The sequence below is a fragment of the Neisseria wadsworthii 9715 genome, from assembly GCF_000227765.1.
Classification (GTDB): domain Bacteria; phylum Pseudomonadota; class Gammaproteobacteria; order Burkholderiales; family Neisseriaceae; genus Neisseria; species Neisseria wadsworthii.
In genome coordinates this window covers 756,282-780,056 of sequence record NZ_JH165159.1, presented here as the reverse complement: position 1 = coordinate 780,056, position 23,775 = coordinate 756,282, and the positions used below count along the sequence as shown (strand labels likewise).

The 23,775-nt window shown below is 50.9% G+C and carries 20 protein-coding genes; 12 read left to right on the top strand and 8 right to left on the bottom strand.

What is annotated here, in order from left to right:
- Nucleotides 1-9 precede the first annotated feature (9 nt).
- Nucleotides 10-312 carry a hypothetical protein gene (locus HMPREF9370_RS03450; protein WP_009115920.1) on the top strand — a complete coding sequence of 101 codons (303 nt, stop codon included), beginning with the start codon at nt 10-12 and terminating at the stop codon, nt 310-312.
- 50 nt (nt 313-362) lie between these two features.
- Nucleotides 363-1,232 (top strand): acetyl-CoA carboxylase, carboxyltransferase subunit beta, encoded by an 870-nt coding sequence (accD, locus tag HMPREF9370_RS03445; RefSeq protein WP_009115919.1) that lies wholly within the window; start codon nt 363-365, stop codon nt 1,230-1,232.
- 444 nt (nt 1,233-1,676) lie between these two features.
- Here the strand turns inward: accD and HMPREF9370_RS03440 are convergent, their stop codons facing one another.
- Complete coding sequence (locus HMPREF9370_RS03440; protein WP_009115918.1) at nt 1,677-3,185, bottom strand: catalase; 1,509 nt, start codon at nt 3,183-3,185, stop codon at nt 1,677-1,679.
- Between the two features lie 567 nt (nt 3,186-3,752).
- On the opposite strand from HMPREF9370_RS03440, the gene HMPREF9370_RS03435 reads away from it, so the two are divergent.
- Nucleotides 3,753-5,279, top strand: a complete 1,527-nt coding sequence (locus HMPREF9370_RS03435) for a helicase HerA-like domain-containing protein (protein ID WP_009115917.1) — start codon at nt 3,753-3,755, stop codon at nt 5,277-5,279.
- Between the two features lie 97 nt (nt 5,280-5,376).
- On the opposite strand, the gene HMPREF9370_RS03430 is transcribed toward HMPREF9370_RS03435, so the two are convergent.
- The 5 genes from HMPREF9370_RS03430 to zwf form a co-directional block, all read right to left on the bottom strand.
- On the bottom strand, nt 5,377-6,849 hold the full coding sequence (locus HMPREF9370_RS03430; RefSeq protein ID WP_009115916.1) for a DUF3360 family protein: 1,473 nt from the start codon (nt 6,847-6,849) through the stop codon (nt 5,377-5,379).
- Between the two features lie 208 nt (nt 6,850-7,057).
- The gene (locus HMPREF9370_RS03425) at nt 7,058-7,918 is read right to left on the bottom strand and encodes an SIS domain-containing protein (protein WP_009115915.1); all 861 of its coding nucleotides are present in this window, start codon (nt 7,916-7,918) and stop codon (nt 7,058-7,060) included.
- Between the two features lie 277 nt (nt 7,919-8,195).
- Nucleotides 8,196-9,218: a glucokinase gene (locus HMPREF9370_RS03415; protein WP_009115913.1), complete on the bottom strand. Its 1,023-nt coding sequence runs from the start codon at nt 9,216-9,218 to the stop codon at nt 8,196-8,198.
- Complete coding sequence (pgl, locus tag HMPREF9370_RS03410; protein WP_009115912.1) at nt 9,199-9,900, bottom strand: 6-phosphogluconolactonase; 702 nt, start codon at nt 9,898-9,900, stop codon at nt 9,199-9,201. Before pgl ends, HMPREF9370_RS03415 begins: the two co-directional genes overlap by 20 nt.
- 119 nt (nt 9,901-10,019) lie before the next feature.
- Nucleotides 10,020-11,456: a glucose-6-phosphate dehydrogenase gene (zwf, locus tag HMPREF9370_RS03405; protein WP_009115911.1), complete on the bottom strand. Its 1,437-nt coding sequence runs from the start codon at nt 11,454-11,456 to the stop codon at nt 10,020-10,022.
- A 521-nt stretch (nt 11,457-11,977) separates the two neighbouring features.
- On the opposite strand from zwf, the gene edd reads away from it, so the two are divergent.
- The 6 genes from edd (at nt 11,978) to HMPREF9370_RS03375 (ending at nt 19,085) form a co-directional block, all read left to right on the top strand.
- Nucleotides 11,978-13,807: a phosphogluconate dehydratase gene (gene edd / locus HMPREF9370_RS03400; protein ID WP_009115910.1), complete on the top strand. Its 1,830-nt coding sequence runs from the start codon at nt 11,978-11,980 to the stop codon at nt 13,805-13,807.
- Nucleotides 13,808-13,886: 79 nt separating this feature from the next.
- Nucleotides 13,887-14,516 carry a bifunctional 4-hydroxy-2-oxoglutarate aldolase/2-dehydro-3-deoxy-phosphogluconate aldolase gene (locus HMPREF9370_RS03395; RefSeq protein WP_009115909.1) on the top strand — a complete coding sequence of 210 codons (630 nt, stop codon included), beginning with the start codon at nt 13,887-13,889 and terminating at the stop codon, nt 14,514-14,516.
- A gap of 111 nt (nt 14,517-14,627) precedes the next feature.
- Nucleotides 14,628-15,449 (top strand): bifunctional DNA-formamidopyrimidine glycosylase/DNA-(apurinic or apyrimidinic site) lyase, encoded by an 822-nt coding sequence (mutM, locus tag HMPREF9370_RS03390; protein ID WP_009115908.1) that lies wholly within the window; start codon nt 14,628-14,630, stop codon nt 15,447-15,449.
- A gap of 208 nt (nt 15,450-15,657) precedes the next feature.
- Nucleotides 15,658-16,464, top strand: a complete 807-nt coding sequence (locus HMPREF9370_RS03385) for a 1-acylglycerol-3-phosphate O-acyltransferase (RefSeq protein WP_009115907.1) — start codon at nt 15,658-15,660, stop codon at nt 16,462-16,464.
- A gap of 207 nt (nt 16,465-16,671) precedes the next feature.
- On the top strand, nt 16,672-17,406 hold the full coding sequence (locus HMPREF9370_RS03380; protein WP_009115906.1) for a glutathione peroxidase: 735 nt from the start codon (nt 16,672-16,674) through the stop codon (nt 17,404-17,406).
- 233 nt (nt 17,407-17,639) lie between these two features.
- Entirely contained in the window at nt 17,640-19,085 is a 1,446-nt protein-coding gene (locus HMPREF9370_RS03375; protein ID WP_009115905.1) for a dihydrolipoyl dehydrogenase, read from the top strand.
- Nucleotides 19,086-19,171: 86 nt separating this feature from the next.
- Here HMPREF9370_RS03375 and HMPREF9370_RS03370 read toward each other — a convergent pair whose 3' ends face one another.
- On the bottom strand, nt 19,172-19,807 hold the full coding sequence (locus tag HMPREF9370_RS03370; protein WP_009115904.1) for an MBL fold metallo-hydrolase: 636 nt from the start codon (nt 19,805-19,807) through the stop codon (nt 19,172-19,174).
- A gap of 84 nt (nt 19,808-19,891) precedes the next feature.
- Between HMPREF9370_RS03370 and HMPREF9370_RS03365 the strand changes: the two genes are divergently transcribed.
- Together HMPREF9370_RS03365 and HMPREF9370_RS03360 are read left to right on the top strand one after the other, a co-directional pair.
- A complete protein-coding gene (locus tag HMPREF9370_RS03365; RefSeq protein WP_009115903.1) occupies nt 19,892-20,695 on the top strand; it encodes a DNA ligase in 804 nt (267 codons plus the stop codon).
- A gap of 51 nt (nt 20,696-20,746) precedes the next feature.
- Nucleotides 20,747-20,941, top strand: a complete 195-nt coding sequence (locus tag HMPREF9370_RS03360) for a hypothetical protein (RefSeq protein ID WP_009115902.1) — start codon at nt 20,747-20,749, stop codon at nt 20,939-20,941.
- A 127-nt stretch (nt 20,942-21,068) separates the two neighbouring features.
- Here the strand turns inward: HMPREF9370_RS03360 and HMPREF9370_RS03355 are convergent, their stop codons facing one another.
- Nucleotides 21,069-22,550, bottom strand: a complete 1,482-nt coding sequence (locus HMPREF9370_RS03355; protein ID WP_050795400.1) for a DNA recombination protein RmuC — start codon at nt 22,548-22,550, stop codon at nt 21,069-21,071.
- A gap of 179 nt (nt 22,551-22,729) precedes the next feature.
- Between HMPREF9370_RS03355 and dusB the strand changes: the two genes are divergently transcribed.
- Nucleotides 22,730-23,722 carry a tRNA dihydrouridine synthase DusB gene (gene dusB, locus HMPREF9370_RS03350; protein WP_009115899.1) on the top strand — a complete coding sequence of 331 codons (993 nt, stop codon included), beginning with the start codon at nt 22,730-22,732 and terminating at the stop codon, nt 23,720-23,722.
- The last annotated feature ends 53 nt before the right edge of the window (nt 23,723-23,775 follow it).

Sequence of the window (23,775 nt, the reverse complement as noted above, 5' to 3'; positions counted from 1 at the left end):
GATGCAGTTATGAAAAAACAATTGCCAATCCTGCTTTTGCTGGCTATATTGCCTGCTGCGAAAGCTGAAACCCATATATCTTATCCGCGTGAAGTAGCTGTTTTTATTGAACATGCGAAAGATTGCGCACACTTCGCCGGAGAATTTGATCCTGATTTACCTCAAAAAGAGCAACGCCGCATCGCTGCCGAAACACAAGCAGCCTGCTCAACAGCCAATAAGCAATACCCGAAACTTATCCGTACATACCGGAGCAACGCCCGAATCAGCAAAGTGTTGCGGCAATATGCCCATATCACGGATTACTACTAAAACATCGCGGATGGGCCAATGCCTGTCTGAACACATTCAAGGAGTCGACCATGAGCTGGCTGGATAAAATTCTTCCGCCCAAAATTAAAAAAGACGAAAACGGCAAATCGGGCATTCCCGAAGGCCTGTGGCATAAATGCCCGTCTTGTTCCGCAACTTTATACGCAACCGATTTGGCCCATAACCAAAACGTGTGCCCGAAATGCAACCATCACAATGCCATGACCGCCCGAGAGCGTTTGGATTTACTGCTGGATGCCGAAGGCCGTGAAGAAATCGCCGCCAATGTGAAGCCTACCGATATTCTGAAATTCAAAGACAGCAAAAAATATCCCGACCGCCTCTCCGCAGCTAAAAAACTGACCAACGAAGATGACGCGCTGGTGGTAATGAAAGGTACGATGAACGGCCAGCCCGTTGTGATTGCTTCGTTTGAATTCCGCTTTATCGGCGGCTCGATGGGTTCCGTAGTAGGCGAGCGTTTCGTGCAAGGCGTGCGCCGTGCCGTAGCCGACCATTGCAGCTTTATCTGCGTTTCCGCCAGCGGCGGCGCGCGTATGCAGGAAGGTTTAAGCTCATTGATGCAGATGACCAAAACCAGCGCTTCCCTGCATTTGCTGACCGAAAAAGGCCTACCCTTTATTTCTGTGCTGACCGACCCAACCATGGGCGGCGTGTCTGCCAGCTTTGCGTTTTTAGGCGATGTTGTGTTGGCTGAACCGGGTGCACTGATTGGTTTCGCAGGCCCGCGCGTGATTGAGCAAACCGTGCGCGAAACCCTGCCGGAGGGCTTCCAGCGTGCGGAATTCTTATTGGATAAAGGTGCCATCGACCAAATTGTCGACCGCCGTGAAATGAAACAACGCATCTCCGATTTGATTACCTTGCTGCGCCGCGAATCGGCTGTTGATGCTGCTTAAGAAACAGTTTGTCGTTATAGAAATGCCTGTCTGAAAACTTTCAGACAGGCATTTCTAGCAACTAAGCTTAAAAAATAACGCTTTTACCGCATTAAGATGCGAGCCGAACATTTCCAACTATAGTAATCAAATTAAAAAATAGTACGCTCGTCATACTCGGACTTGACCCGAGTATCTCTTAAAGTTACTGGAACTCAAGATACTCGGGTCAAGTCCGAGTATGACGGTATCGTTATTAAACTTAAGTGAATTGACTATATATTTTAAAATGCGAGATGTTCAGGTGAAGTCCAAGTGTGATAAGCACACAGAATAATAAAAAATGCCTGTCTGAAAATTTTCAGACAGGCATTCCGTTTATACATCAGCAGGTTTATTTTTGCCTGCTTTTTTCAGAAACCCGGCCGATGATTTCGGCCAAAGTTTCACTCATATCCAACCACATTACAGCAATCCGGGTTGACCTAAAGCGGGGTCGCTTTCGCGTGCTGCAATAGCATCGGCCACGCTTAAGCCCAGGGCTTTTGCTACGCCTTCACCGTAAGCCGGATCGCAGGCATTACAGTTGCGGATGTGGCGGTATTTGATGAAATCAGGCGCATCGCCCATAGCAGCGGCGGTGTTTTTGAACAAGGTTTCTTTTTGTTCGCAGCTCATCAGGTTGAACAGCGCGCGCGGTTGGCTGAAGTAGTCGGAATCGTCTTCGCGGTAGTTCCAGTGCGCCGCATCGCCGTTGATTTTCAAAGGCGGCTCGGCGTATTGCGATTGCTCCTGCCATTGTTTGAAGCTGTTGGGTTCGTAGGCAATGGTGCTGCCGTAGTTGCCGTCCACGCGGCCGTAACCGTCGCGGGCATTGCTGTGCACGGGGCAGCGCGGTGCGTTTACCGGAATCTGTTTGTGGTTTACGCCCAAGCGGTAACGTTGTGCATCGGCGTAGTTGAACAAACGGGCTTGCAGCATGCGGTCGGGAGAAACGCTGATGCCGGGGACCAAATTGCTCGGTGCGAAAGCGGATTGCTCTACATCGGCAAAGAAGTTTTCAGGGTTGCGGTTCAATTCCATCACGCCCACTTCAATCAGCGGATAGTCTTTTTTCGGCCATACTTTGGTTAGGTCGAACGGGTGGTAAGGCACTTTTTCCGCATCGGCTTCGGGCATGATTTGTACATACATGGTCCATTTCGGGAAATCGCCTTTCTCGATAGACTCGTACAGGTCGCGCTGATGGCTCTCGCGGTCGTTGGCGATAATGGCGGCGGCTTCTTCGTTGGTCAGGTTTTTAATGCCTTGTTGGGTGCGGAAGTGGAATTTCACCCAGAAACGCTCGCCCGCTTCGTTCCAGAAGCTGTAAGTGTGCGAACCGAAGCCGTGCATGTGACGGTAAGAAGCAGGAATACCGCGGTCACTCATTACAACGGTTACTTGGTGGAAAGACTCAGGCAGCAGCGTCCAGAAATCCCAGTTGTTGGTGGCCGAGCGCATATTGGTGCGCGGATCGCGTTTAACCGCTTTGTTCAAATCAGGGAATTTACGCGGGTCGCGCAGGAAGAATACCGGCGTGTTGTTACCCACCATATCCCAGTTGCCTTCTTCGGTGTAGAACTTTAAGGCGAAACCACGGATATCGCGCTCGGCATCGGCCGCACCGCGCTCGCCGGCTACGGTAGTGAAGCGGGCGAACATTTCGGTTTTTTTGCCGACTTTGCTGAAAATGGAAGCGCGGGTGTATTTGGTGATGTCGTTGGTAACGGTAAACGTACCGAACGCGCCCGAACCTTTGGCGTGCATGCGGCGTTCGGGAATCACTTCGCGGGCGAAGTCGGCCAGTTTTTCATTCAGCCACAAATCCTGCGCCAACAAGGGGCCGCGCGGGCCGGCGGTCAGGCTGTTTTGGTTGTCGGCAACAGGTGCGCCGTTGCTCATGGTTAAATGGGTTACGGGACATTTGCTCATGATTTGCTCCTTTTATTTATCAATGAGTGGTTGTGTTTATTTGTTTGAAAGCGTAAATTTGAAAGCGTAAAAATAACAAGTATCTTCGGTATTCATATCTTGGTATTTTATCTTAATTGCCCTCTTCAGGGTGAATCATGAAGCGGACTATAGCAAAAAATTTTCGTTATTAAAACTATAAACTAGATTTAGAATTTAAATTATTTATGATTATCCTAATTTTGATATAAAAATTATTAAATAAAAATAATTACATATATCAACCTAAGCAAACGACACACTTTAAAAGTTAATCGGTGAAAGCTGGAATAATAATGATACAGTCAAGAAACCCTGTATTCGTTATAGGGGAACCATAGCTTTATAATCATAAAATTCAAATAGCATATTACAGTAATTATTAAGAGAATATTATAAAATATTCAGCTTCTCAGCTGCATTCTTAAATCATACCTGTCTGAAAACAGGGCTTCGTCGAAGCTATCGCAAATAAACTTTTCAGACAGGCATTTGACATTACGCTAAAATAAGCGAACTTAATCTTTTGTTTTCAAGGATATTCCCAAAATGACCACACCGCTGACCATTGCATTTTCCATAGACGGCAAACACCCCATCGATATTATCGGCAGAATGTGCAACCGCCACGGCCTGATTGCCGGCGCCACCGGCACGGGTAAAACCGTGACCCTGCGTAAAATGGCGGAAACTTTCAGCAATCAAGGCATCCCTGTGTTTTTAGGCGATGTGAAAGGCGATTTGTCGGGCTTATGCCGTGCCGGCGGCAACGGCGGCAAAGTGGGCGAACGTATGGCCGAATATGGTTTGGATTCATCTTATTTAAGCGCGTTTCCCGTACGTTTTTGGGACGTATACGGCGAAACCGGCATTCCCGTCCGCGTAACCATCTCCCAAATGGGCCCGATGTTACTCTCCCGCTTAATGAACCTGAACGACACGCAAGAAGGCCTGCTCAATCTTGTGTTTAAAGTGGCCGACGACAACGGCTGGCACTTAATCGACTTGAAAGACTTGCGCGGCATTCTACAACATGTCTCAGATAACGCCAAAGAATACCGCTCGCAATACGGCAATGTATCTGCTGCCAGTGTGGGTGCCATCCAGCGCCAGCTTTTGGTACTTGAAAACGAAGGTGCCGAGCGTTTCTTCGGCGAGCCGGAGCTGAATCTGCAAGACTGGATGCAAACCGAGGGCAGCAAGGGCGTTATCAATATTCTGAATTCGGAAAAACTGATGCGCAGCCCGCGCATGTATAGCGCGTTTTTACTGTGGTTTCTGGCGGAATTGTTCCAAACGTTACCCGAAGTAGGCGATTTGGACAAACCCAAATTCGTGATGTTTTTCGACGAAGCGCACCTGATGTTTGACAATGCCGCGCCCGCTTTGGTGGAGCAGGTTGAGCAAGTGGTGCGCCTGATCCGCTCCAAAGGCGTGGGCGTGTATTTCATTACCCAAAACCCGTTGGATTTGCCCGACGCCATCCTCGGCCAGCTCGGCAACCGTGTGCAACATGCTTTGCGCGCCTTTACCCCGCGCGACCAAAAAGCTGTGCGCGCCGCTGCCGATACATTCCGCAGCAACCCGAATTTAAAAGTGGCCGAAGTGATTACCGAATTGGGCGTAGGCGAAGCATTGGTGTCTTTTTTAGATGAAAAAGGCATGCCGGGCATTGTGGAACGCGCCAATGTGATGCCTCCTCAATCCCAGCTAAACCCGATCAGCGCAGACGAGCGCAACAGAATGTATCAAACCGATACGCTTTATCCGGCCTATAAAGATGCTATCGACAATTATTCGGCCTATGAAGCTTTGCAGGAATTAAACACGCAAAAAGCAGCGGAAACGCAAGCGCAGGCAGAAGCAAAAGAACAAGCAAACACAGCCAAAAGCCAGCCTGCTGAAAAAGACGGCATTGTTGGCGGTTTTCTTGGCGGATTGTTCGGCAGCCGCAAAAAATCCAATCAAGGCATGGCTTATGACTTGGCCGACTCGGTTGGCGATCAGCTTAATAAACAAGTTACACGTGCCATTTCCCGCAGCATTATGGGTGTGATTAAAAACATGATGAAATGAGCTGTATAAGCGAATGCCTGTCTGAAAAAGTTTTCAGACAGGCATTCTTTTTAATTATAGTGTGTCAACTTAAAAACAGTACGTTCGTCATACTAGGTTAATTACGGAATTGCTCCAAAAATGCCGGAATACCGGGAAACATACCCACTGCGCCCATAGCCACACACAAAATCGTAAAGCCGACCAACGGAACAACCACCCTACCGGCAAAACCCAGCTCCGTACTACGCTCCTTACAGCCGATCAAACCCAAATTATCGAGCAGCATGGTCAAAGACCAACCAAACACCGGATTAACCAAAGCAGAAGCAAATACCACAACCGCAGCAGATTGCGTGGTTTTCCCTTTACGGGTCATTTCCATTCCCGCTTCCAAGAGCGGCACATACACGCCCACCACCAAAGCCACGCTTAACACAGGCTGCCAAATCGCCAAGTCCATCGGATAGCCCCAAATGCCGGCAACAATACAGAACAAAGCAGTCAACACCGCACCAGCGGGAATCGGGCGTTTAGCAATCGACGCCGGCACGATATAAGTGCCCCACGAAGAAGAAAAGTTCGCACCGCCCAAGATGGAGCCGACTGTTTGTCTGGCAGAACAGCTGATCATGGTATCGTCGATATTCATATGTACTTTTTCCGTGCGCTCGGGATAGCTGATTTTTTGGAACACTTGGTGTCCGAGGAAATCCGGCGACCACATCGCCACCGCCAACACGGCAAAAGGGAACACCGCCAAGAAACTTTCCATAGTCGGCAAACCGAGCATCCAGCCGCTGTTTTCGCCCCACCAGTAAGCAGGACTCATCGGCGGCAGGCCGGGGGCGGTTTTAAACTCAAACGGCGCACCCAGCAAATATGCAGTCACTCCAGCGAGCAAACAGCCTAAAGGTACGGCCAGCCAACGTTTCTGCCAGTGCTCCAACAGGGCGTATAACAATATCGTGCCCAATATCACAATAAACGCGATATGCGGCATATTGAAACCTTCAGCCCAAGTGAACAGTTTTTTCACCTGTCCGGTCGTACCGATAAAGCCGAGATAAAGCAGCAGCCCTCCGCACACACCGTTACTGGTAAGTTTAGCCATCAAACTCCCGCCTTTGGAAATGCCGAGCAAAAATCCAAATAAGCCGATTAGCAAACCAAATGCCAACGGATGACCGCCGGCTGCAACAACCAGCGGAATTAGCGGAATTAATGGGCCGTGCGTACCCGGCAGATTGGCAGTAGGCAGAAAAAAACCTGACAATAGAAGAATAAAAATAGATGCGATGAGCAACTCATAACGCACATTTTCCAATACAAAGCCTTCTGGCAAACCAAGCGGGCCGGCAAAAGCTGCCGCCACGGCACCCACCATCACAACTTTACCGATGGTGCCGGCCATGGCGGGAATCATGTCTTCAAATTCAAAACGGTAGTCACGAAACGGCAGGTTGGCACGCCAGCGTTTCGGTTGCATGATTTGCAGCTCGTGTTCCAAATATTCATTTCGGGTTGGAAAGTCCGAACTCGGCTTATGCAGTTCTGCATAAGGTTTCTCGTGCGAGTGGCTCACAATCATCTCCTTATTGTTTTATAAAATTAACTTTTTTTATCAAATTTATTTGTGGGCGGATATTAGCACAAGGTTTCAAAATAGCAAAACAACATGAAGCTTTTTCATATTTTCCAATAAAAAACGGAAATTACCCTAGCGGTTTAAATCCACCCGAAGTAATTTCCGAAGGTCTGAGTAATTTACTTACATCTAAATAAAATACTGAAATCTACTATTTTTTATTGTCTTGCGGCTCATATTCCACACGCTTGCTGTAAATGCTGCGTTTGCCTTTTTGCAATTGTAAGCTGGCGGTTTCCCCCAATCGCAAGGCCAAGCCGATTGCTAAAATATCCACCACCACAAGCTGCAACAAGCGTGACACCATGGGCGTGTATTGCTCGCTGTTTTCCGAAGAAGCCACATTCAACACACAATCGGCAAGGTGTGCCAAAGCAGAATCAGCCCGCGTAATCGCAATCACAGAAGCACCGTTTTCTTTGGCAATACTCACAGCATCCAATACTTCAATCGACGAACCCGAGTTGGAAATCACCACCAGCACATCTTGGTCACTCAATACCGATGCAGCCATCAATTGGATATGCGGATCGGAATAAGCCACTGTAGACATACCGAAACGGAAAAATTTGTGTTGCGCATCCTGCGCGACAATGCCCGAATTACCCACACCGTAAAATTCGATTCGGCGCGCATGGGTCAGCATGGCAATGGCATTTTCCAACTCAGTTTCATTCAAATAGCGGCGCGCGCCAAGTATGGAAGCAGCGGTATTACCCAGCACTTTTTCCATCACATCGCCCATATCGTCGTCGCTGTTGAGCTCAGCATGTACATACGGCATGCCTTCATGGCCGATACTGGCCGACAAAGCCAGCTTAAATTCAGGCAGGCCTTTATAGCCGAGGCTGCGGCAAAAACGGATAACCGTAGGCTGGCTCACGGATGCGCGTTCGGCAATTTCTGCCACCGCCGCATGCACAAACCATTTCGGCTCGGCCAAAGCGCATTCGGCCACTTTCCGCTCGGCACCAGATAATTCGCTTAAGAATTCACTGATTTTACTCAACATTTTATCGTTCCTTGTGCTTGGATTTGTTCTTCAGGAAGCGCGTAAACTCTGTTTTCAGACAGGCATTATATAGTTCAATCCATTTAAAACAGCCGGTTAAGATGATAAGTAAACTCTATAATACTGTTTAAAAATGATTCGGCTATAAAATGTTCCGGTTGTCGGCGCAGGTAATCATCATGCCTGTCTGAAAAGTGCCGCATACCGTTTTTATTTAAAGCTGCATTATTACAGTTTTCCACAAATTCAGCATATTTGCGGAAAATCATGTACTCTTTTATCGAATGCCTTTGGCAGACAATTCGTTTTCCAGAGCCACCGCCGCACCGGAAATGCCCGGATAGTCCGCCAGCACGATATACACCGGAATGGCTGCCAAATAGGCATCAAATCGGCCCTTACTTTCAAAGCGGTTACGGAACGGTGAGTTTTTAAAATAGTCAATAAAACGCGGGATAATGCCGCCGCAAAGATAAACACCACCCCTCGCACCCAAAGTGAGCGCAAGGTTGGATGAAACCGTACCCAGCATGGCGCAGAAAATATCCAATGTTAAGCGGCATAAAGGGGAGGTGCCGCTCAAGGCGCGCTCGCTGATTCCTGAAGGCGTCAGCTTCTGCGGCTTAACTCCCTCGCGCGCCGCCAGCGATTCGTAAATCAGCCCCAAGCCTGCGCCACTCAAAAAACGCTCGGCTGAAACGTGGCCGAATTTCTTCTTCGCATACTGCCAAATCAGAATTTCCGCATCGTCAAAAGGCGCAAAGCTCACATGGCCGCCCTCTCCTGCCAGCGCGGTATAAGTATTATCGCCGTTCGGAATCAACCCGCTCACACCCAAACCCGTGCCCGGGCCGAGCACGGCTTTCGGTGCATTTGGAATCGGCGCGGAACCGCCTATCTGCACCAGTTTGTCGGAATCCATTTTGGTAATCGCCAAAGCCTGCGCAGTAAAATCATTTAAAAACAATAAAGTTTCCAAATGCAAAGCTTGGCGTGTGGTTTCAATGGAAAACGCCCAATGGTGGTTGGTCATCTGCACCCAATCCCCCACAATCGGATTGGCAATGGCAATGGCCGCATGTTTGATAGTCGGATTATCTACGCGGCTGAGATATTCTTTAATCGCATCCACAACCGTATCGTAATCATTACACGGCAGCACTTCTACTTTTTCGATTTTCTGAGGAGATGTTTCCAGCGCAAACCGTGCGTTCGTGCCGCCGATATCGGCCACCAGGCGCGGCCACAAAACGCTTGCTGTGCTCGTAGATGCTTGGGTTTTAGTTTGTGTAGTGGACATGGCAGACAACCTTTTCTGAATTGAGGATAAAACTTACCGGCAGCGCCTTATCGGCAGCTCCTGCAGCTTGATCAAACACCGTTTTCTTTTCCGCTCCGGCAATGGCCAGAAACACGGCTGCCGTATTTTCAATCGCAGGCAGCGTCATGGAAATGCGCTCATGCGGCGCCGTTACCGGTGTGGTATGCAACAACGGAACATCACTGCCTGCATCCAAACCTTTATCCAACTGCGGTGCCTGCGGAAACAGTGATGCGGTATGTCCGTCACCGCCCATTCCCAACACCAGCACATCTGGTTGCTCGAAATGCTGCAATGCAAAGCCAACAGCCTTATCGCTGTCGGCCAAAGCAGCCTCATCGGCACCATCCTCAATCATAGGAATCCAGGTAGCTTTTGCAGCTTGGTTTTGCAGCAGATATTTGCGCACCAAGCCGGTGTTGCTGTCGGCATGCGTAGTGGGTACGATACGTTCATCCACCAGCGTTATACCTACCTTAGCCCAATCCAAATCTATTTGCGACAAAGCCTCGAAAAAAGCTATCGGCGACTTGCCTCCAGACACAGCCAACACAGCTTTGCCTTTTTGTGTAATCGCATCCTTCAATGCAGCAGCAACCGCTTCCGCCAGAGCCTGAGCGGCTCCGCCGGCATCGGCGTGCATATATAATTGATAAGCCATTATTGTATTCTCTCGTTTTAATTGTTTTCCTCTTCACGAGGTATTTTGTGTTTTCAGACAGGCATTGTCCTAAGATGAAATGCCTGTCTGAAAAATAGTGTTGCTTTAAAAGCTGAATATTATTGGTCTTCCAACCAAGCGTTGTTGTCTTTAGCCAATAAATCGCGTGCCGCCTGCGGCCCCCAGCTGCCCGCGGCATATTGATGCGGAGCAACCGGACTCTTCGCCCAATGTTCCATAATCGGCATTACCCATTCCCAAGCGGCCTCCAGCTCATCGCGGCGGTTGAACCGGCTCAGGCGGCCGTCAATCACTTCGCGCAGCAACAATTCATAAGCTTCAGCGCGTCGGCCTTCAACTGCATGCGCCAAATCAATAACCATTTCAACAGGCATGGCGTTCATGCTGCTGCCCGGCTCTTTGATAAACACACAAGTGCTTACCGTTTCGCGCGGCTGCATGTTTACAATCAGACGGTTTGGGGTGTTGGGAAACAAGTCATCCAAATCTTCACGGAAATTCAGCACAATCTCCGCGGTTTTAGCCGCCAAGCGTTTGCCGGTTCGCAGGTAGAAAGGCACACCCTGCCAACGTTCATTTTCAATTTCAGCTTTAATGGCGACATAAGTTTCCGTGCGGCTGTCGGCCGGCACATTATGCTCTTCAAGATAACCGGCATGCCCTTCCGCTGCGGTATACTGCGCCCGTATCACATTAACATCTATATCCGCCGGGGATAATGGTTTGAGCGCTTTCAATACTTTCATTTTCGCATCGCGCATATCATCGCCGGCCAGAGATTTGGGCCGCTCCATAGCGACAAAACACAGCATTTGCAGCATATGGTTTTGCACCATATCGCGCAATGCACCGGTTGCATCGTAAAACTCGGCGCGTTCTTCCACGCCCAGTTGCTCGGCAATGGTAATCTGCACGCTTTTAATAAAATCTTTATTCCATACCGGCTCGAAAAACACATTGGCAAAACGCAGCGGAATCAGGTTTTGCAGGCTTTCTTTGCCCAGATAATGGTCAATACGGTAAACTTGGGACTCTTCAAAATGCTCGGCTACATCGGCATTGATTTTCTGAGAAGATTTCAAATCGGTGCCTAAAGGTTTTTCCAACACAACACGCACATTTTTACCATTCAAACCCACTGCTGCGAGATTGGCGCAAGCCTGGGTGAAAAAGGTGGGTGCAGTGGAAAGGTAGACAATCACGTTTTCGGTATTTTTTCTCGCTTTAACCAGCTCTGCCAGCTTGTCGAAATCGGCCCGATGCGTGACATCTACAGTGAGATATTGAATGCGTTTTAAAAACGAATTCCACATTTCTTCCGAGAAGTTTTTTTTGATGTGAACCTTGGCGTCACTTTCTATTTGCCTCAAAAACCCAGCCGTATCCAGCTTGCTTCTGCTTACGCCCAAAATACGCCCTTCAGGGTTCAATAAGCCCGCCGCATGTGCCTGATATAGATTGGGTATAAGTTTGCGCATCGCCAAATCTCCGGTCGCGCCAAACAACACCAAATCAAAATTTGTTTGTTTATTCATTACAATCTTGTTCCTTCAAAACATCTCAAAAATCTAGCAGATTTCAGCCTGTCGCATTCTTCCATTCGATTTTGGATTGAAAACTTTTAGCCAAAGTAATGTTTACCACAAAGCGGCGAGCCGCAGATAGCATAAGCAGTGAGGCAAAGCGAACCAACGCCGTAGCATATCAGTTTGGCTACATTTCAAAATATATCCCCCAAAAATTCCCTTATCATTGATTTATAAGAATAATTCATTGCGTGATATTTTTGAAATACCGTTTCATTCTACGTAGCAATCCTACACGCGGTTACATATTTTGTCTATCGTTTCATGCACGTAAAAGTTTGACTTAAGTAAATACTTTCTCAAACTAAAATGCTATTATGTTAGAAAACTACAAAACAAAATAAAAGCTGAAACTTTCTTGATTGTGTAGCTCGGCTACACACTAGATATTTGTTTTTCATAAGCCAAACCGCCACAACATATTAAAGCAACACCGCCATCCTTCCAATAAAACACCAACAGAGGGCACCATGACTACCTTAAACCCTGCCTTAAAAGCCATAACCGAGCGCATTATCGAACGCAGCCGCCCAACTCGCGAAACCTATCTGAAACGCATCCATGCTTTCAAACAACAAGGCCGTGTCGAACGCGACCGCTTGGGCTGCTCGAATCTGGCACACGGTTACGCCGCCATGCCCAAAGCCATCAAAATTGAAATGCTGCGCCCCACCGTGCCCAATTTAGGCATGATTACCGCTTATAACGACATGGTTTCCGCACACCAGCCTTTTGCCGAATTCCCGGCCTGGATTAAAGAAGAAGCGCTTAAACACGGCGCCACGGCGCAAGTAGCCGGCGGCACACCCGCCATGTGCGACGGCATCACGCAGGGTTACGAAGGCATGGAGCTTTCTTTATTTTCCCGCGACGTGATTGCCATGAGCACAGCTATAGGCCTGTCGCACCAAATGTTTGACGGCGCACTTTACTTCGGCGTGTGCGACAAAATCGTGCCCGGGCTGATGATAGGTGCACTGAGCTGCGGCCATCTGCCCGGCATTTTCGTGCCTGCCGGGCCGATGACCAGCGGCATAGCCAATAAAGAAAAAGCCCGCACACGCCAGCAGTTTGCCGAGGGCAAAGTCGGACGAGACGCTTTGTTGGCGAGCGAAATGGGCTCTTACCACAGCCCCGGCACCTGCACATTTTACGGCACCGCCAATTCAAACCAAATGATGATGGAAATGATGGGCGTGCACCTGCCTGCGGCGGCATTCTTCAATCCCTACACCCCCATGCGCGAGGCATTGACACGCTATGCGGCCGCGCACCTAGCCGAAAGCGTGCAAAACCAGACCATTAAACCACTTGGTGAAATGCTGTCTGAAAAATCATTTGTCAACGCCCTGATCGGCCTGATGGCCACCGGCGGCTCGACCAACCACACCATGCATTTGGTTGCCATGGCGCGTGCGGCCGGCATTATTTTGAACTGGGACGATTTCGACGAAATCTCTTCCATTATCCCGCTGCTCATCCGCGTTTACCCCAACGGCCAAGCCGACATCAACCATTTCGCTGCCGCCGGCGGCCTGCCCTTCGTTATCCGGGAACTTCGCGATGCCGGCCTGCTGCATGATGATGTCGACACAGTAACGGGCCGCGGCATGGAAGCCTACACCAAAGAGCCTTTCCTGATTGATGGCAAACTGGAATGGCGGGACGCCGTGGCCGAAAGCCGCGACGAAGAAATTCTGCGCCCATTCTCCCGCCCATTCTCACCCGATGGCGGTTTGCGTCTGATGAAAGGTAATATCGGGCGCGGTGTCATCAAAGTTTCTGCCGTACGAGAACATTGCCGCATCATCGAAGCTCCTGCGATTGTGTTCAACGATCAAAAAGAAGTGTTGGCCGCATTCGAGCGGGGTGAGTTGGAACGGGATTTTGTGTGCGTTGTGCGCTTTCAAGGCCCGCGTGCCAACGGTATGCCCGAGTTACACAAGCTCACCCCCCCGCTCGGTATTTTGCAGGACCGCGGCTTTAAAGTAGCACTCGTTACCGACGGCCGCATGTCCGGCGCATCAGGCAAAGTGCCCGCCGCCATTCACATGTCGCCCGAGGCACTGCTCGGCGGCGGCATCGGCAAAATCCGCACCGGCGACCTCATCCGTTTCAACTCAATCACAGGCGAGCTTTCTGCATTGGTTAACGAAGCAGAGTGGAACGCCCGTGAAATACCCGAGCCCGACTTGAGCCACAACACCCACGGCATAGGCCGCGAGCTGTTTGCCGGCTTCCGCAGCATTGCCGGCAGCGCAGAAACTGGCGCCATGAGTTTTGGCGGCGAATTTTCCTGAACCTGATTTTTCAGACAGGCATTGCCTGTAAACCAAAACAATGCCTGTCTGAAACCAACAAATTCGGAGAAAACCCATTATGAAAAATGCACGCGAAATTCTAAGCGCCGGCGCAGTGGTGCCGGTGATGGCTATCGAAGATTTATCCACTGCCGTCGATTTAGCGCACGCTTTGGTTGAAGGCGGCATTCCCACGCTCGAAATCACCCTGCGCACAGAACACGGCATCAAAGCCATCGAACTAATCAAAAAAGAAGTGCCCAACGCCATCGTAGGCGCCGGCACGGTAATCAACGGCGAGCAGCTTAAAGCCGTGGAAAACGCGGGTGCCGAATTCGCCATCAGCCCCGGCTTCAACACCAGCTTTGCCAAAGCCGCCGAGCGCAGCGGCATCGCCGTGATTCCGGGCGTCGCCACGCCGGGCGAACTGATGCTGGCCTTGGAACACGGAATCGACACTTTAAAACTTTTCCCCGCCGAAGTTGTGGGCGGCCGTGCCATGCTCAAAGCCTTGCACGGCCCGTTTCCACAAGCCAAGTTCTGCCCCACCGGCGGCATCAGCCTTGAAACCGCACCCGAATATCTGAAACTGCCCAACGTATTGTGCGTCGGCGGCTCATGGCTTACACCCAAAGATGCCATTGCCGCGAAAGACTGGGCTGCCATTACCCGCCTGGCCAGAGAAGCAGCGGCATTACGTTCGACCTAAACAAGGCCTGTCTGAAAACAAGCTTTCACGGAAAACTCAGCAGGTGCTTGAATTATCTGCACAGCGCACACATAATCCATGCGTTACTGATGATATAAAACACCAAGCACCATGCCCGAACTGCCCGAAGTCGAAACTACCCTGCGCGGCGTTTCACCACACATCACCGGCAAAATCGTTGCCGCAGTCAACATCCGCCAGCCCAAACTGCGCTGGCCGGTGCCCGAACATCTGGCCGACACCCTTCACGGCCAGCCCGTTACCCATTGCACACGCCGCGCCAAATACCTGCTCATCCATTTTCAGACAGGCATTCTGATCATCCACTTAGGCATGTCGGGCAGCCTGCGCATTTTCACACCCAACGCCGCCCCGCCGCCCGGCAAACACGACCATGCCGACATCGCTTTTGCCGACGGCACCGTCCTGCGCTACCACGATCCGCGCCGCTTCGGCGCCATCCTCTGGTTTGCCGGTATTGCCGAGCACCACCCCCTGCTGTCAAAATGCGGCCCCGAACCGCTCAGCGAAGCATTTAATCCCGAATATCTTTATCAAAGTTTGAAAAAACGCAAATGCGTCGTAAAGCTTGCCATCATGGATAACGCATTGGTGGTGGGCGTGGGCAATATTTACGCCAACGAAAGCCTGTTCCGCGCCGCCGTTTCCCCCAAGCGCCAAGCCTGCAAAGTCAGCAAAAAAGAAGCCGCTGCACTATGCACCCACATCAAAACCGTATTGCAGCGCGCCATAGACACCGGCGGCAGCACCTTGCGCGATTTTGTCGACAGCGAAGGCAACAGCGGCTATTTCCAGCAGGAATACGCCGTTTACGGTCGCCATAACCAACCCTGCCCGCGCTGCGGCCAGCCCATCCGCAAAGAAACCATCGGCCAACGCGGCACATTTTATTGCCCGAATTGCCAGAAATAGCTTTCAGACAGGCATTCATTAAAATCCAATGCCAAAATTAATTTTATTTGAGATTCAATACCACACCCATCAAAACTATACTATTGATTTAAAATAATAATGCACACTTCATCTAGCAAATGGTTAAAATTAAGCAAACCTGCTCTACAAAAAACCCTCTGCTTCCTATAATCCACTTTTGCTTCTTATCGAACACACACTGCACATAATGTCTTACGAAAAAACGCCTCTTCTGCAACGGTTTGGCCGCCTTTGGCGCCTGAGCAAACTCATCCTCGTTCAAAGCCGCCGGTTTACCCGCCCCGAATCCGCTGTTATCAGTACCCGCAACCACATTATCAGCAGCATGAGCTGCGAAATCCTCAATGTAATGAATGTGCGGCTTGAAGTGCTCACCCCTAAAAACGGAACCGGGCACAACAGTATGCTGGTTGTTTCCAACCATGTTTCCTGGCTGGATGTTTTCGCCATCAGCGCCTTGTGTCCGAGCAGCTTCATCGCCATGAAAGAAATGCAATCATGGCCGCTACTGGGCAAAATCGCCACCAACGCAGGCACCGTGTTTATCGACCGCAAAAACCGTAAAAATATCAACCCCATCAACAAGGCTATCAGCGCGTCTTTGGAAGAGGGCCATAACGTTTGCTTTTTCCCCGAATCCGCCACTTCTTCCGGCATCGGCCTGCTGCCTTTTAAAGCGGCCTTGTTCGAGTCTGCCATCCAAGCCGACGCGCCCATACAGCCCATCGCCCTGCGCTATTACGATAGCACCGGCAGCCGCACCACCGTGCCTTCGTTTTCAGATGTCAACTTGATCAGATCGTTATGGCGCATACTGTCTATGAAAGAAATCACCGTAGTGGTAGATTTCGCGGCGCCTGTCGTTCCTTCCGAACATCCCGGTAAAGACCGCTTCGCTTTAAAAGATATGGCGGAAACGCCCATTCGTGAAAAAGTTTACGAAGATTCCCCCGAACAACCGCCTGAAGATGCGGTATTCAGTAAAGTTCCGTAAACAACATTGAGCCCAGTACAAGCAACCCAATATATTTTGAAAAGTTCGGTTTATCCGAACAGGATATAGCTTTTTGCAATAAAGGCTATTTGGATTATAAATCAGTTTCTTAGCTACAAGCAGCTTATAATTAATTAATTAGTTAATGATTTATAAAATCTATATCACGCTTTATCTAACAACATAAATTCTATAAGGAGTATCATAATGGCATTTCAAGACCGTACCGGACAACAAGTACCAAGTGTTGTTTTCCACACTCGCGTAGGTGATGCGTGGAAAGACGTATCTACCGATGATTTGTTCAAAGGCAAAAAAGTCGTTGTATTCTCCCTGCCCGGCGCTTTCACCCCCACTTGTTCTTCTACCCACCTGCCACGCTACAACGAGCTGGCTAAAGAATTCAAAGCCCGCGGCGTAGACAGCATCCTGTGTGTGTCTGTAAACGATACTTTCGTAATGAACGCATGGTTAGCAGACCAAGAAGCAGAAAATATCGTTGTAGTGCCTGACGGCAACGGTGATTTCACTGAAGGTATGGGCTTATTGGTTGACAAAGACAACCTGGGTTTCGGCAAACGCTCTTGGCGTTATTCAATGCTAGTGAACGACGGCAAAATCGAAAAAATGTTCATCGAGCCGGAAAAAGAAGGTGACCCCTTTGAAGTTTCCGATGCCGATACCATGCTGAAATTCATTGACCCCAACTGGAAAGAGCAAGAATCTATTTCTATCTTTACCAAACCGGGTTGCCAATTCTGCGCGCAAGCCAAACAATTGTTGCAAGACAAAGGCTTAAGCTATGAAGAAATCATATTGGGCAAAGACGCAACCACCGTTTCCGTACGTGCCATCACAGGTAAATATACTGCTCCTCAAGTATTTATCGGTGGCAAATACATCGGCGGCAGCCAAGAATTAGAAGCGTTTTTAGCCAAATAATTTATTCTTTATAAAATCATGGTTTAAATACCGTATCGCAACGTGCCGTTATCAAGCCATAACGGCACGTTTTAAATATCCAGACTGCCAACATTTAATATCCTTATCACTTAAAAAATCGAGCACCGCAAGATTTCTCCAGCTGTACTGATCTTAATCGTTCCTCTTCAAACAGTCTGAACCCAAAACAGCACGCCTATTATTTAGCCTATTATTTAAAGGACAACAAGAAAATGAAAACAATCCAAGCAGATGTAGTGGTTATCGGTGGCGGTACTGCCGGTATGGGCGCATTCCGCAATGCCCGTTTGCATACCGACAATGTTTACCTGATCGAAGGCCATGCTTTCGGCACAACCTGCGCCCGCGTGGGCTGCATGCCTTCCAAACTGCTGATTGCTGCTGCCGAAGCGCGTCACCATACTTTGCATACCGATCCTTTCGGCATCCATTTGGATAAAAACAGCGTTACCGTTAATGGCGAAGAGGTTATGCACCGCGTGAAATCCGAGCGCGACCGCTTTGTCGGCTTCGTTGTTGAAGATGTCGAAGCATGGCCTGCCGACAAACGCATCATGGGTCACGCCAAATTCATTGACGAACACACCGTTCAAATCGACGACCATACCCAAATCAAAGCCGACCGCATCGTGATTGCCACCGGCTCGCGCCCCTTGCTGCTTCCCGAATGGCAAGCAGTGGGCGAGCGTCTGATTGTGAATGACGACGTATTTTCTTGGGATACCTTGCCTGAAAGCGTAGCCGTATTCGGCCCCGGTGTAATCGGTTTGGAACTCGGGCAGGCTCTGCACCGCTTAGGTGTGAAAGTCCACATCTTCGGCCCCAACGGCTCTTTGGGCGGCATTTCCGATCCTGTGGTTTTGAAAGAAGCCATAGAAGTGTTCGGCGAAGAGCTGACCATGTCGCTGAAGGCCCAAACCGAAGTCAGCCTCAATAAAGAAGGCGATGTGGAAGTAAAATGGCGCGAAGGCGATAAAAGCGGCACTTTTACCGCACAATACCTGCTGGCTGCCGCCGGCCGCCGCCCGAATGTGGACAATATCGGTTTGGAAAACCTCGATATCGTGCTGGACGATCGCGGCGTGCCCAAAGCCCACCCGCTCACCATGCAAACCAGCATCCCGCACATCTTTATCGCAGGCGATGCGTCCAACCAACTGCCTCTGCTGCACGAGGCGAGCGACCAGGGCAAAATCGCCGGCGACAACGCAGGCCGCTATCCCAATATTGAAAACGGCTTGCGCCGCAGTATGATCGGCGTGGTTTTTACCAGCCCGCAAATCGCAAGTGTAGGCTTAAGATTTGCCCAAGTGCAGGAGCGCTATAAAAATATGGATTGCGTGGCCATCGGCGAAGTGTCGTTCCGCAACCAGGGCCGCAGCCGCGTGATGTTGGTTAACAAAGGCCATATGCGCGTTTATGCCGAACAAGGTTCCGGCCGCTTCATCGGCGCGGAAATCTTCGGCCCGTCGGCAGAACATTTGGCGCACCTGTTGGCTTGGGCTCACCAAGCGAAAATGACCGTTCCGCAAATGCTGGATATGCCTTTCTACCATCCCGTTATCGAGGAAGGCCTGCGCACGGCGCTGCGCGACGTGATGTCCAAGCTGAGAACCAGCGAGGAGCACAGCGAATGCAAAGAATGCCCCGGCGATTAATTTGGTTTTTATAAGTCCAAGGGCAAACACAATGCCTGTCTGAAAAAAATTTCAGACAGGCATTGTCTATTCCGGCTTGCTTCGGCTTATCTCAAAAACGGATTGTGCGTTTTTTCATGCCCGATAGTCGTCGTACGGCCGTGCCCCGGCACCACCAGAGTATCGTCCGGCAGCGTAAACAGCTTGGTTCGGATATTGTGCAGCAAATCCTCATGGTTGCCACGCGGAAAATCCGTTCGGCCTATGCTTTCGTAAAACAACACATCGCCCGCAATCAAAAGCTTGTCGTCAGGTGCATGAAACACCACATGGCCGGGCGTATGCCCCGGAATATGCAGCACCTCGAAACGGTGTTTGCCCACCGTTAAGCTTTCGTGTTCCTTGAGCCAACGATCGGGCGTGAACGAAGGCGACACGGGGAAGCCGTAATTCGCAGTCACTTCAGGCAGGCTTTCCAACAAAAACAAATCATCCTCATGCGGCCCGATAACCGGCAAAGGCTTGCGCCCCAGCATATCCACCACCCCGCCCGCATGGTCGAGATGGCCGTGCGTCAGCCACACGGCCTGCACATTCAGCCCCAGCTTTTCGGCCTCCTCCAGCAAAAACGGCGCATCGCCGCCCACATCGGTAAACACCGCATCGCGGGTTTCCTCATCCCACAAAAGCGTGCAGTTTTGGCGGAAAGGCGTAACAGGCATAATTTGGCATTTTAAAGTCATAACTTCTTTCAGACAGGCATAGCGTGTTTAATTGAAGCAGCGATTATGCCATAATCAAACCACAACCAAAACACGGGGAAAATCATGAAAACCATACTTTACGCGCTGCTCCTAAGCATCGCGGCAAACTCGGATGCGCAAGATTTGCTGCTGGCCAAAACTTTCGACGGACAAAACCTCAGCGGCTGGGCCATGAGCGAAAAGCTCGACGGCGTGCGCGCCTATTGGAACGGCAAACAGCTTATCAGCCGCCAGGGCTACGCATTCACGCCGCCCCCAAACTTTACGCACAATTTCCCGCCCTACCCGCTTGACGGCGAATTATTCAGCGCACGCGGCCGGTTCGAGCAGATTTCCGCTGCCGTGCGCACCCGGTCGGGCAACTGGCAAGGCATTAAATTCTATGTGTTTGATGTGCCGCGCGCCGAGGGTAGCTTGTACCAACGCCTGCAAGTGATTGAAGAGCGGCTGAAAGTTTATCCGGCCAATATCGAAGTGATCACGCAGATTCCGGTTCGCGATAACCGACATGCGTTTGATTTTATGAACCAAATCATCGCAGCCGGCGGCGAAGGCGCGATTGTGCGCGATCCCGCCCTGCCTTACACCAGCGGCCGCAGCAACGGTTTTTTAAAGCTCAAACCCGAACAAGACGCCGAATGCACCGTAACCGCGCATCATGAAGGCAAGGGCAAATATGCCGGCAAGCTCGGCGCCATTAGCTGCCGCAACGAATCGGGCGAATTCAGAATCGGCAGCGGCTTTAAAGACAGCGAACGCAGCAACCCGCCGCCCGTCGGCACGCTGGTTACCTACAAACACCGAGGTTACACACAAAAAGGCCTGCCCCGCTTCGCCACATTTTTACGCGTGCGCAGCGACCGGTAGGCAATAATATGTTTTGAAATAACGATTTAGCCATATCCATCCGTACCCGTTATGCAAAAAGAAAAGCAGGCCGCACTCAAAGTAGCGGCAAAATTGAAAACAAGCAAAGAGGCCAAGCTCAAAGAATGGCGCGACGTGTCGGCGCAGCAGAGTTTCGCCAACGAATTCACCGTGTCCGCCCGCTTGGGCGAGCCGGCTTTCACACAAGAGCAAGCCGATATGGTGGCCGCTTTGTTCGGCAAGTAGACCATGCCTGTCTGAAAACTCGGCTACGGTTTCGTTATGCCCCCCAGCAAGCCCGAACATGGCGGAAACCAAACCGAATTATGAAATGCCTGTCTGAAAACTTTTCAGACAGGCATTTTTCAAACCGTCAATCTTGCGCTTCCCCGCCGCTTCCAACCGCTCCGATTCGCGGCGCTTCCTGCTCCGCCGCTGCCTGCTCGGTGAGGCTTTTCTCCAATTGTTTGCCCGCTTTAATGCCCAGCTTGCGCAGCTTTTCCGCGCGGTTCACCAAATTGCCGCGGCCTTCGTAAAGCTGTTTGTAGGCCGCCTGATATTGGTTTTGCGCCTGTTCGATGTTTTTGCCCACGCTCTCCAGCGTTTGCACGAAGCCGACAAACTTATCGTAAAGTTTGCCGCCCTCTTCCGCTATGGTCAGTGCGTTTTGGTTTTGCTGTTCGTTGCGCCACAAATGCGCCACCGTGCGCAAAGTGGCCAACAGCGTGCTCGGGCCGGTGAGCATGATGCGCTTGTCAAAACATTCTTGAAACAGGTTGTTGTCATGCTGCAGGGCAAGCAGATACGCAGGCTCGACCGGGATAAACATAAACACAAAATCCAACGTGTTCACACCTTCGATTTCGCTGTATTGCTTGATCGACAAGCCTTTGATGTGGCTGCGCACGCTGGCGGCGTGGGCGGCCAATTCGCGCTCGGCATCTTCTTTCGTTTGCGCCTGAGTGTAGCGCACATAGGCGGTGAGCGACACTTTGGCGTCGATAATCATCTGCTTGCCGTCGGGCAGGTTCACCAACACATCAGGCTGCAAGCGGCGGACGCTGCCGTCTTCTTCCTGGCGGGTGGAAGATGCCTGCACGATATACTCGCGCCCTTTTACCAAACCCGAATTTTCCAACACGCTTTCCAATATCATTTCGCCCCAATTGCCCTGAGCCTTGTTTTGCGTGCCCACCAGCGCTTGGGTAAGCGCTTTGGCGTCGATATGCAGCTGGTTATTCAGGGTTTGCAGCCTTTTTAATTCGTTTTCCAGCGTCAGCCGCTCTTTGGTTTCTTTTTCATAAGTGTTCTGCACCAATTGGCTGAAGCCGCTGATGCGCTCGTTGAGCGGGTTGAGCAGTTGGTTGAGGTTTTCGCGGTTTTGCTCGGTGAAGCGTTTGGTTTTTTCTTCCAAAATATCGTTGGCAAGCGTTTGGAACTGATGGCTCAGATTGGCGCGCGCATCTTGCAGCAGGGTGATTTTTTCTTCGTGGGTGCGCCGCTCCTGCTCTATTTGCGCGTTCAGCCGCTCGTTGCTCACGCGCAAGTCTTCATAATCTTTTTTCAGACAGGCATAATCGCTCTGCCGCGCCTGCAAATCCTCAATGTGCTGATTGGCGGCGGCAAGGTTGCTTTGCACCGATTGGTGGGCTTGGCGCAGCCCGGCAAGCTCGGCTTCCGCTTCTTCTTTTTCCTGCGCGGCAAAACGGTATTGCTCGGAACGTTCGGCAAGCTGGGTATGCAGCGCCTGCCGCTCGGTTTGGTAGCGGTGGCGCAGCACCGCCCAAGTCAACAGAAACACAAACAGGCAGGCCGCGGCGGCTGCAATCAGCAGATAAATAAGTTGGTCGGTCATATTGATGCGTGAAAAGCGGAAACAAAGCCGCATGTTAGCAGATTTCGCCTCCATTCTGCCGCCGGCCAAGATAATTTTCAGACAGGCATATAAATACGGCATTCTGTTGCTTGGCTAAATCTGCCTAAAAATTGTACAATAACGTTCCTGATAATAAGCAAGACCACACTCCATCTACTATGCTCATCGGCCCCTACCAAACCGAATTTCCGCTCGCTCTGGCGCCGATGGCAGGCATTACCGACAAACCGTTCCGCAACCTTGCCCGCGCATTCGGCGCAGGTTGGGCGGTAAGCGAGATGCTGACCAGCGACCCCTCGCTCAGAAACACCAAAAAAACCCTGCGCCGCAGCGATTATCAAGGCGAAAACGGCGTGATTGCCGTGCAGATTGCCGGCAGCGACCCGGCCCAAATGGCGGAAGCTGCGCGTTACAATGTCGAGCAGGGCGCGCAGGTTATCGACATCAATATGGGCTGCCCTGCCAAAAAAGTGTGCAACGTATTGGCCGGCAGCGCCTTGCTGCAAAACGAGCCTTTGGTCGAGGCTATCCTGAATGCCGTGGTGCGCGCGGTGGATGTGCCTGTTACCCTGAAAACCCGTTTGGGCTGGAACGACGACAATAAAAACATCCGCACCGTCGCCCGCATGGCCGAACAGGCCGGCATTGCCGCATTGGCCATCCACGGCAGAACGCGCACCCAAATGTATAAAGGCGAAGCCGAATACGGGCTGATTGCCGAAGTGAAACAGAATATCAGCATCCCGCTGTGGGTCAACGGCGACATCACCAGCCCGCAGAAAGCCGCCGCCGTGCTGGCGCAAACCGGCGCCGACGGCGTGATGGTAGGCCGCGGCGCGCAAGGCCAGCCCTGGTTGTTTGCCGACATCCGCCACTACCTGCAAACCGGCGGTTTGCCAGCCCCGCTGCCGTTTGCGCAGGCCGCAGCCACCATGCTGGCGCATTTGCAGACCATGCACGATTTTTATGGAGAAACCGCAGGCGTGCGTATTGCCCGCAAGCACATCGGCTGGTACACCGCCCGTCTTCCGCAGGGTGAAGCTTTCCGCAAAGAAGCCAACCGCCTGGAAAGCGCAGCCGCCCAATACGACGCAGCAGCCCGTTTTCTCGAAAGCTGCCCGCTCGAATACTGGCCGACCGATTACAGATAAAATTACTGTGCCTGCCTGAAGAAGTTTTCAGACAGGCATTCCGTCAGACCAGA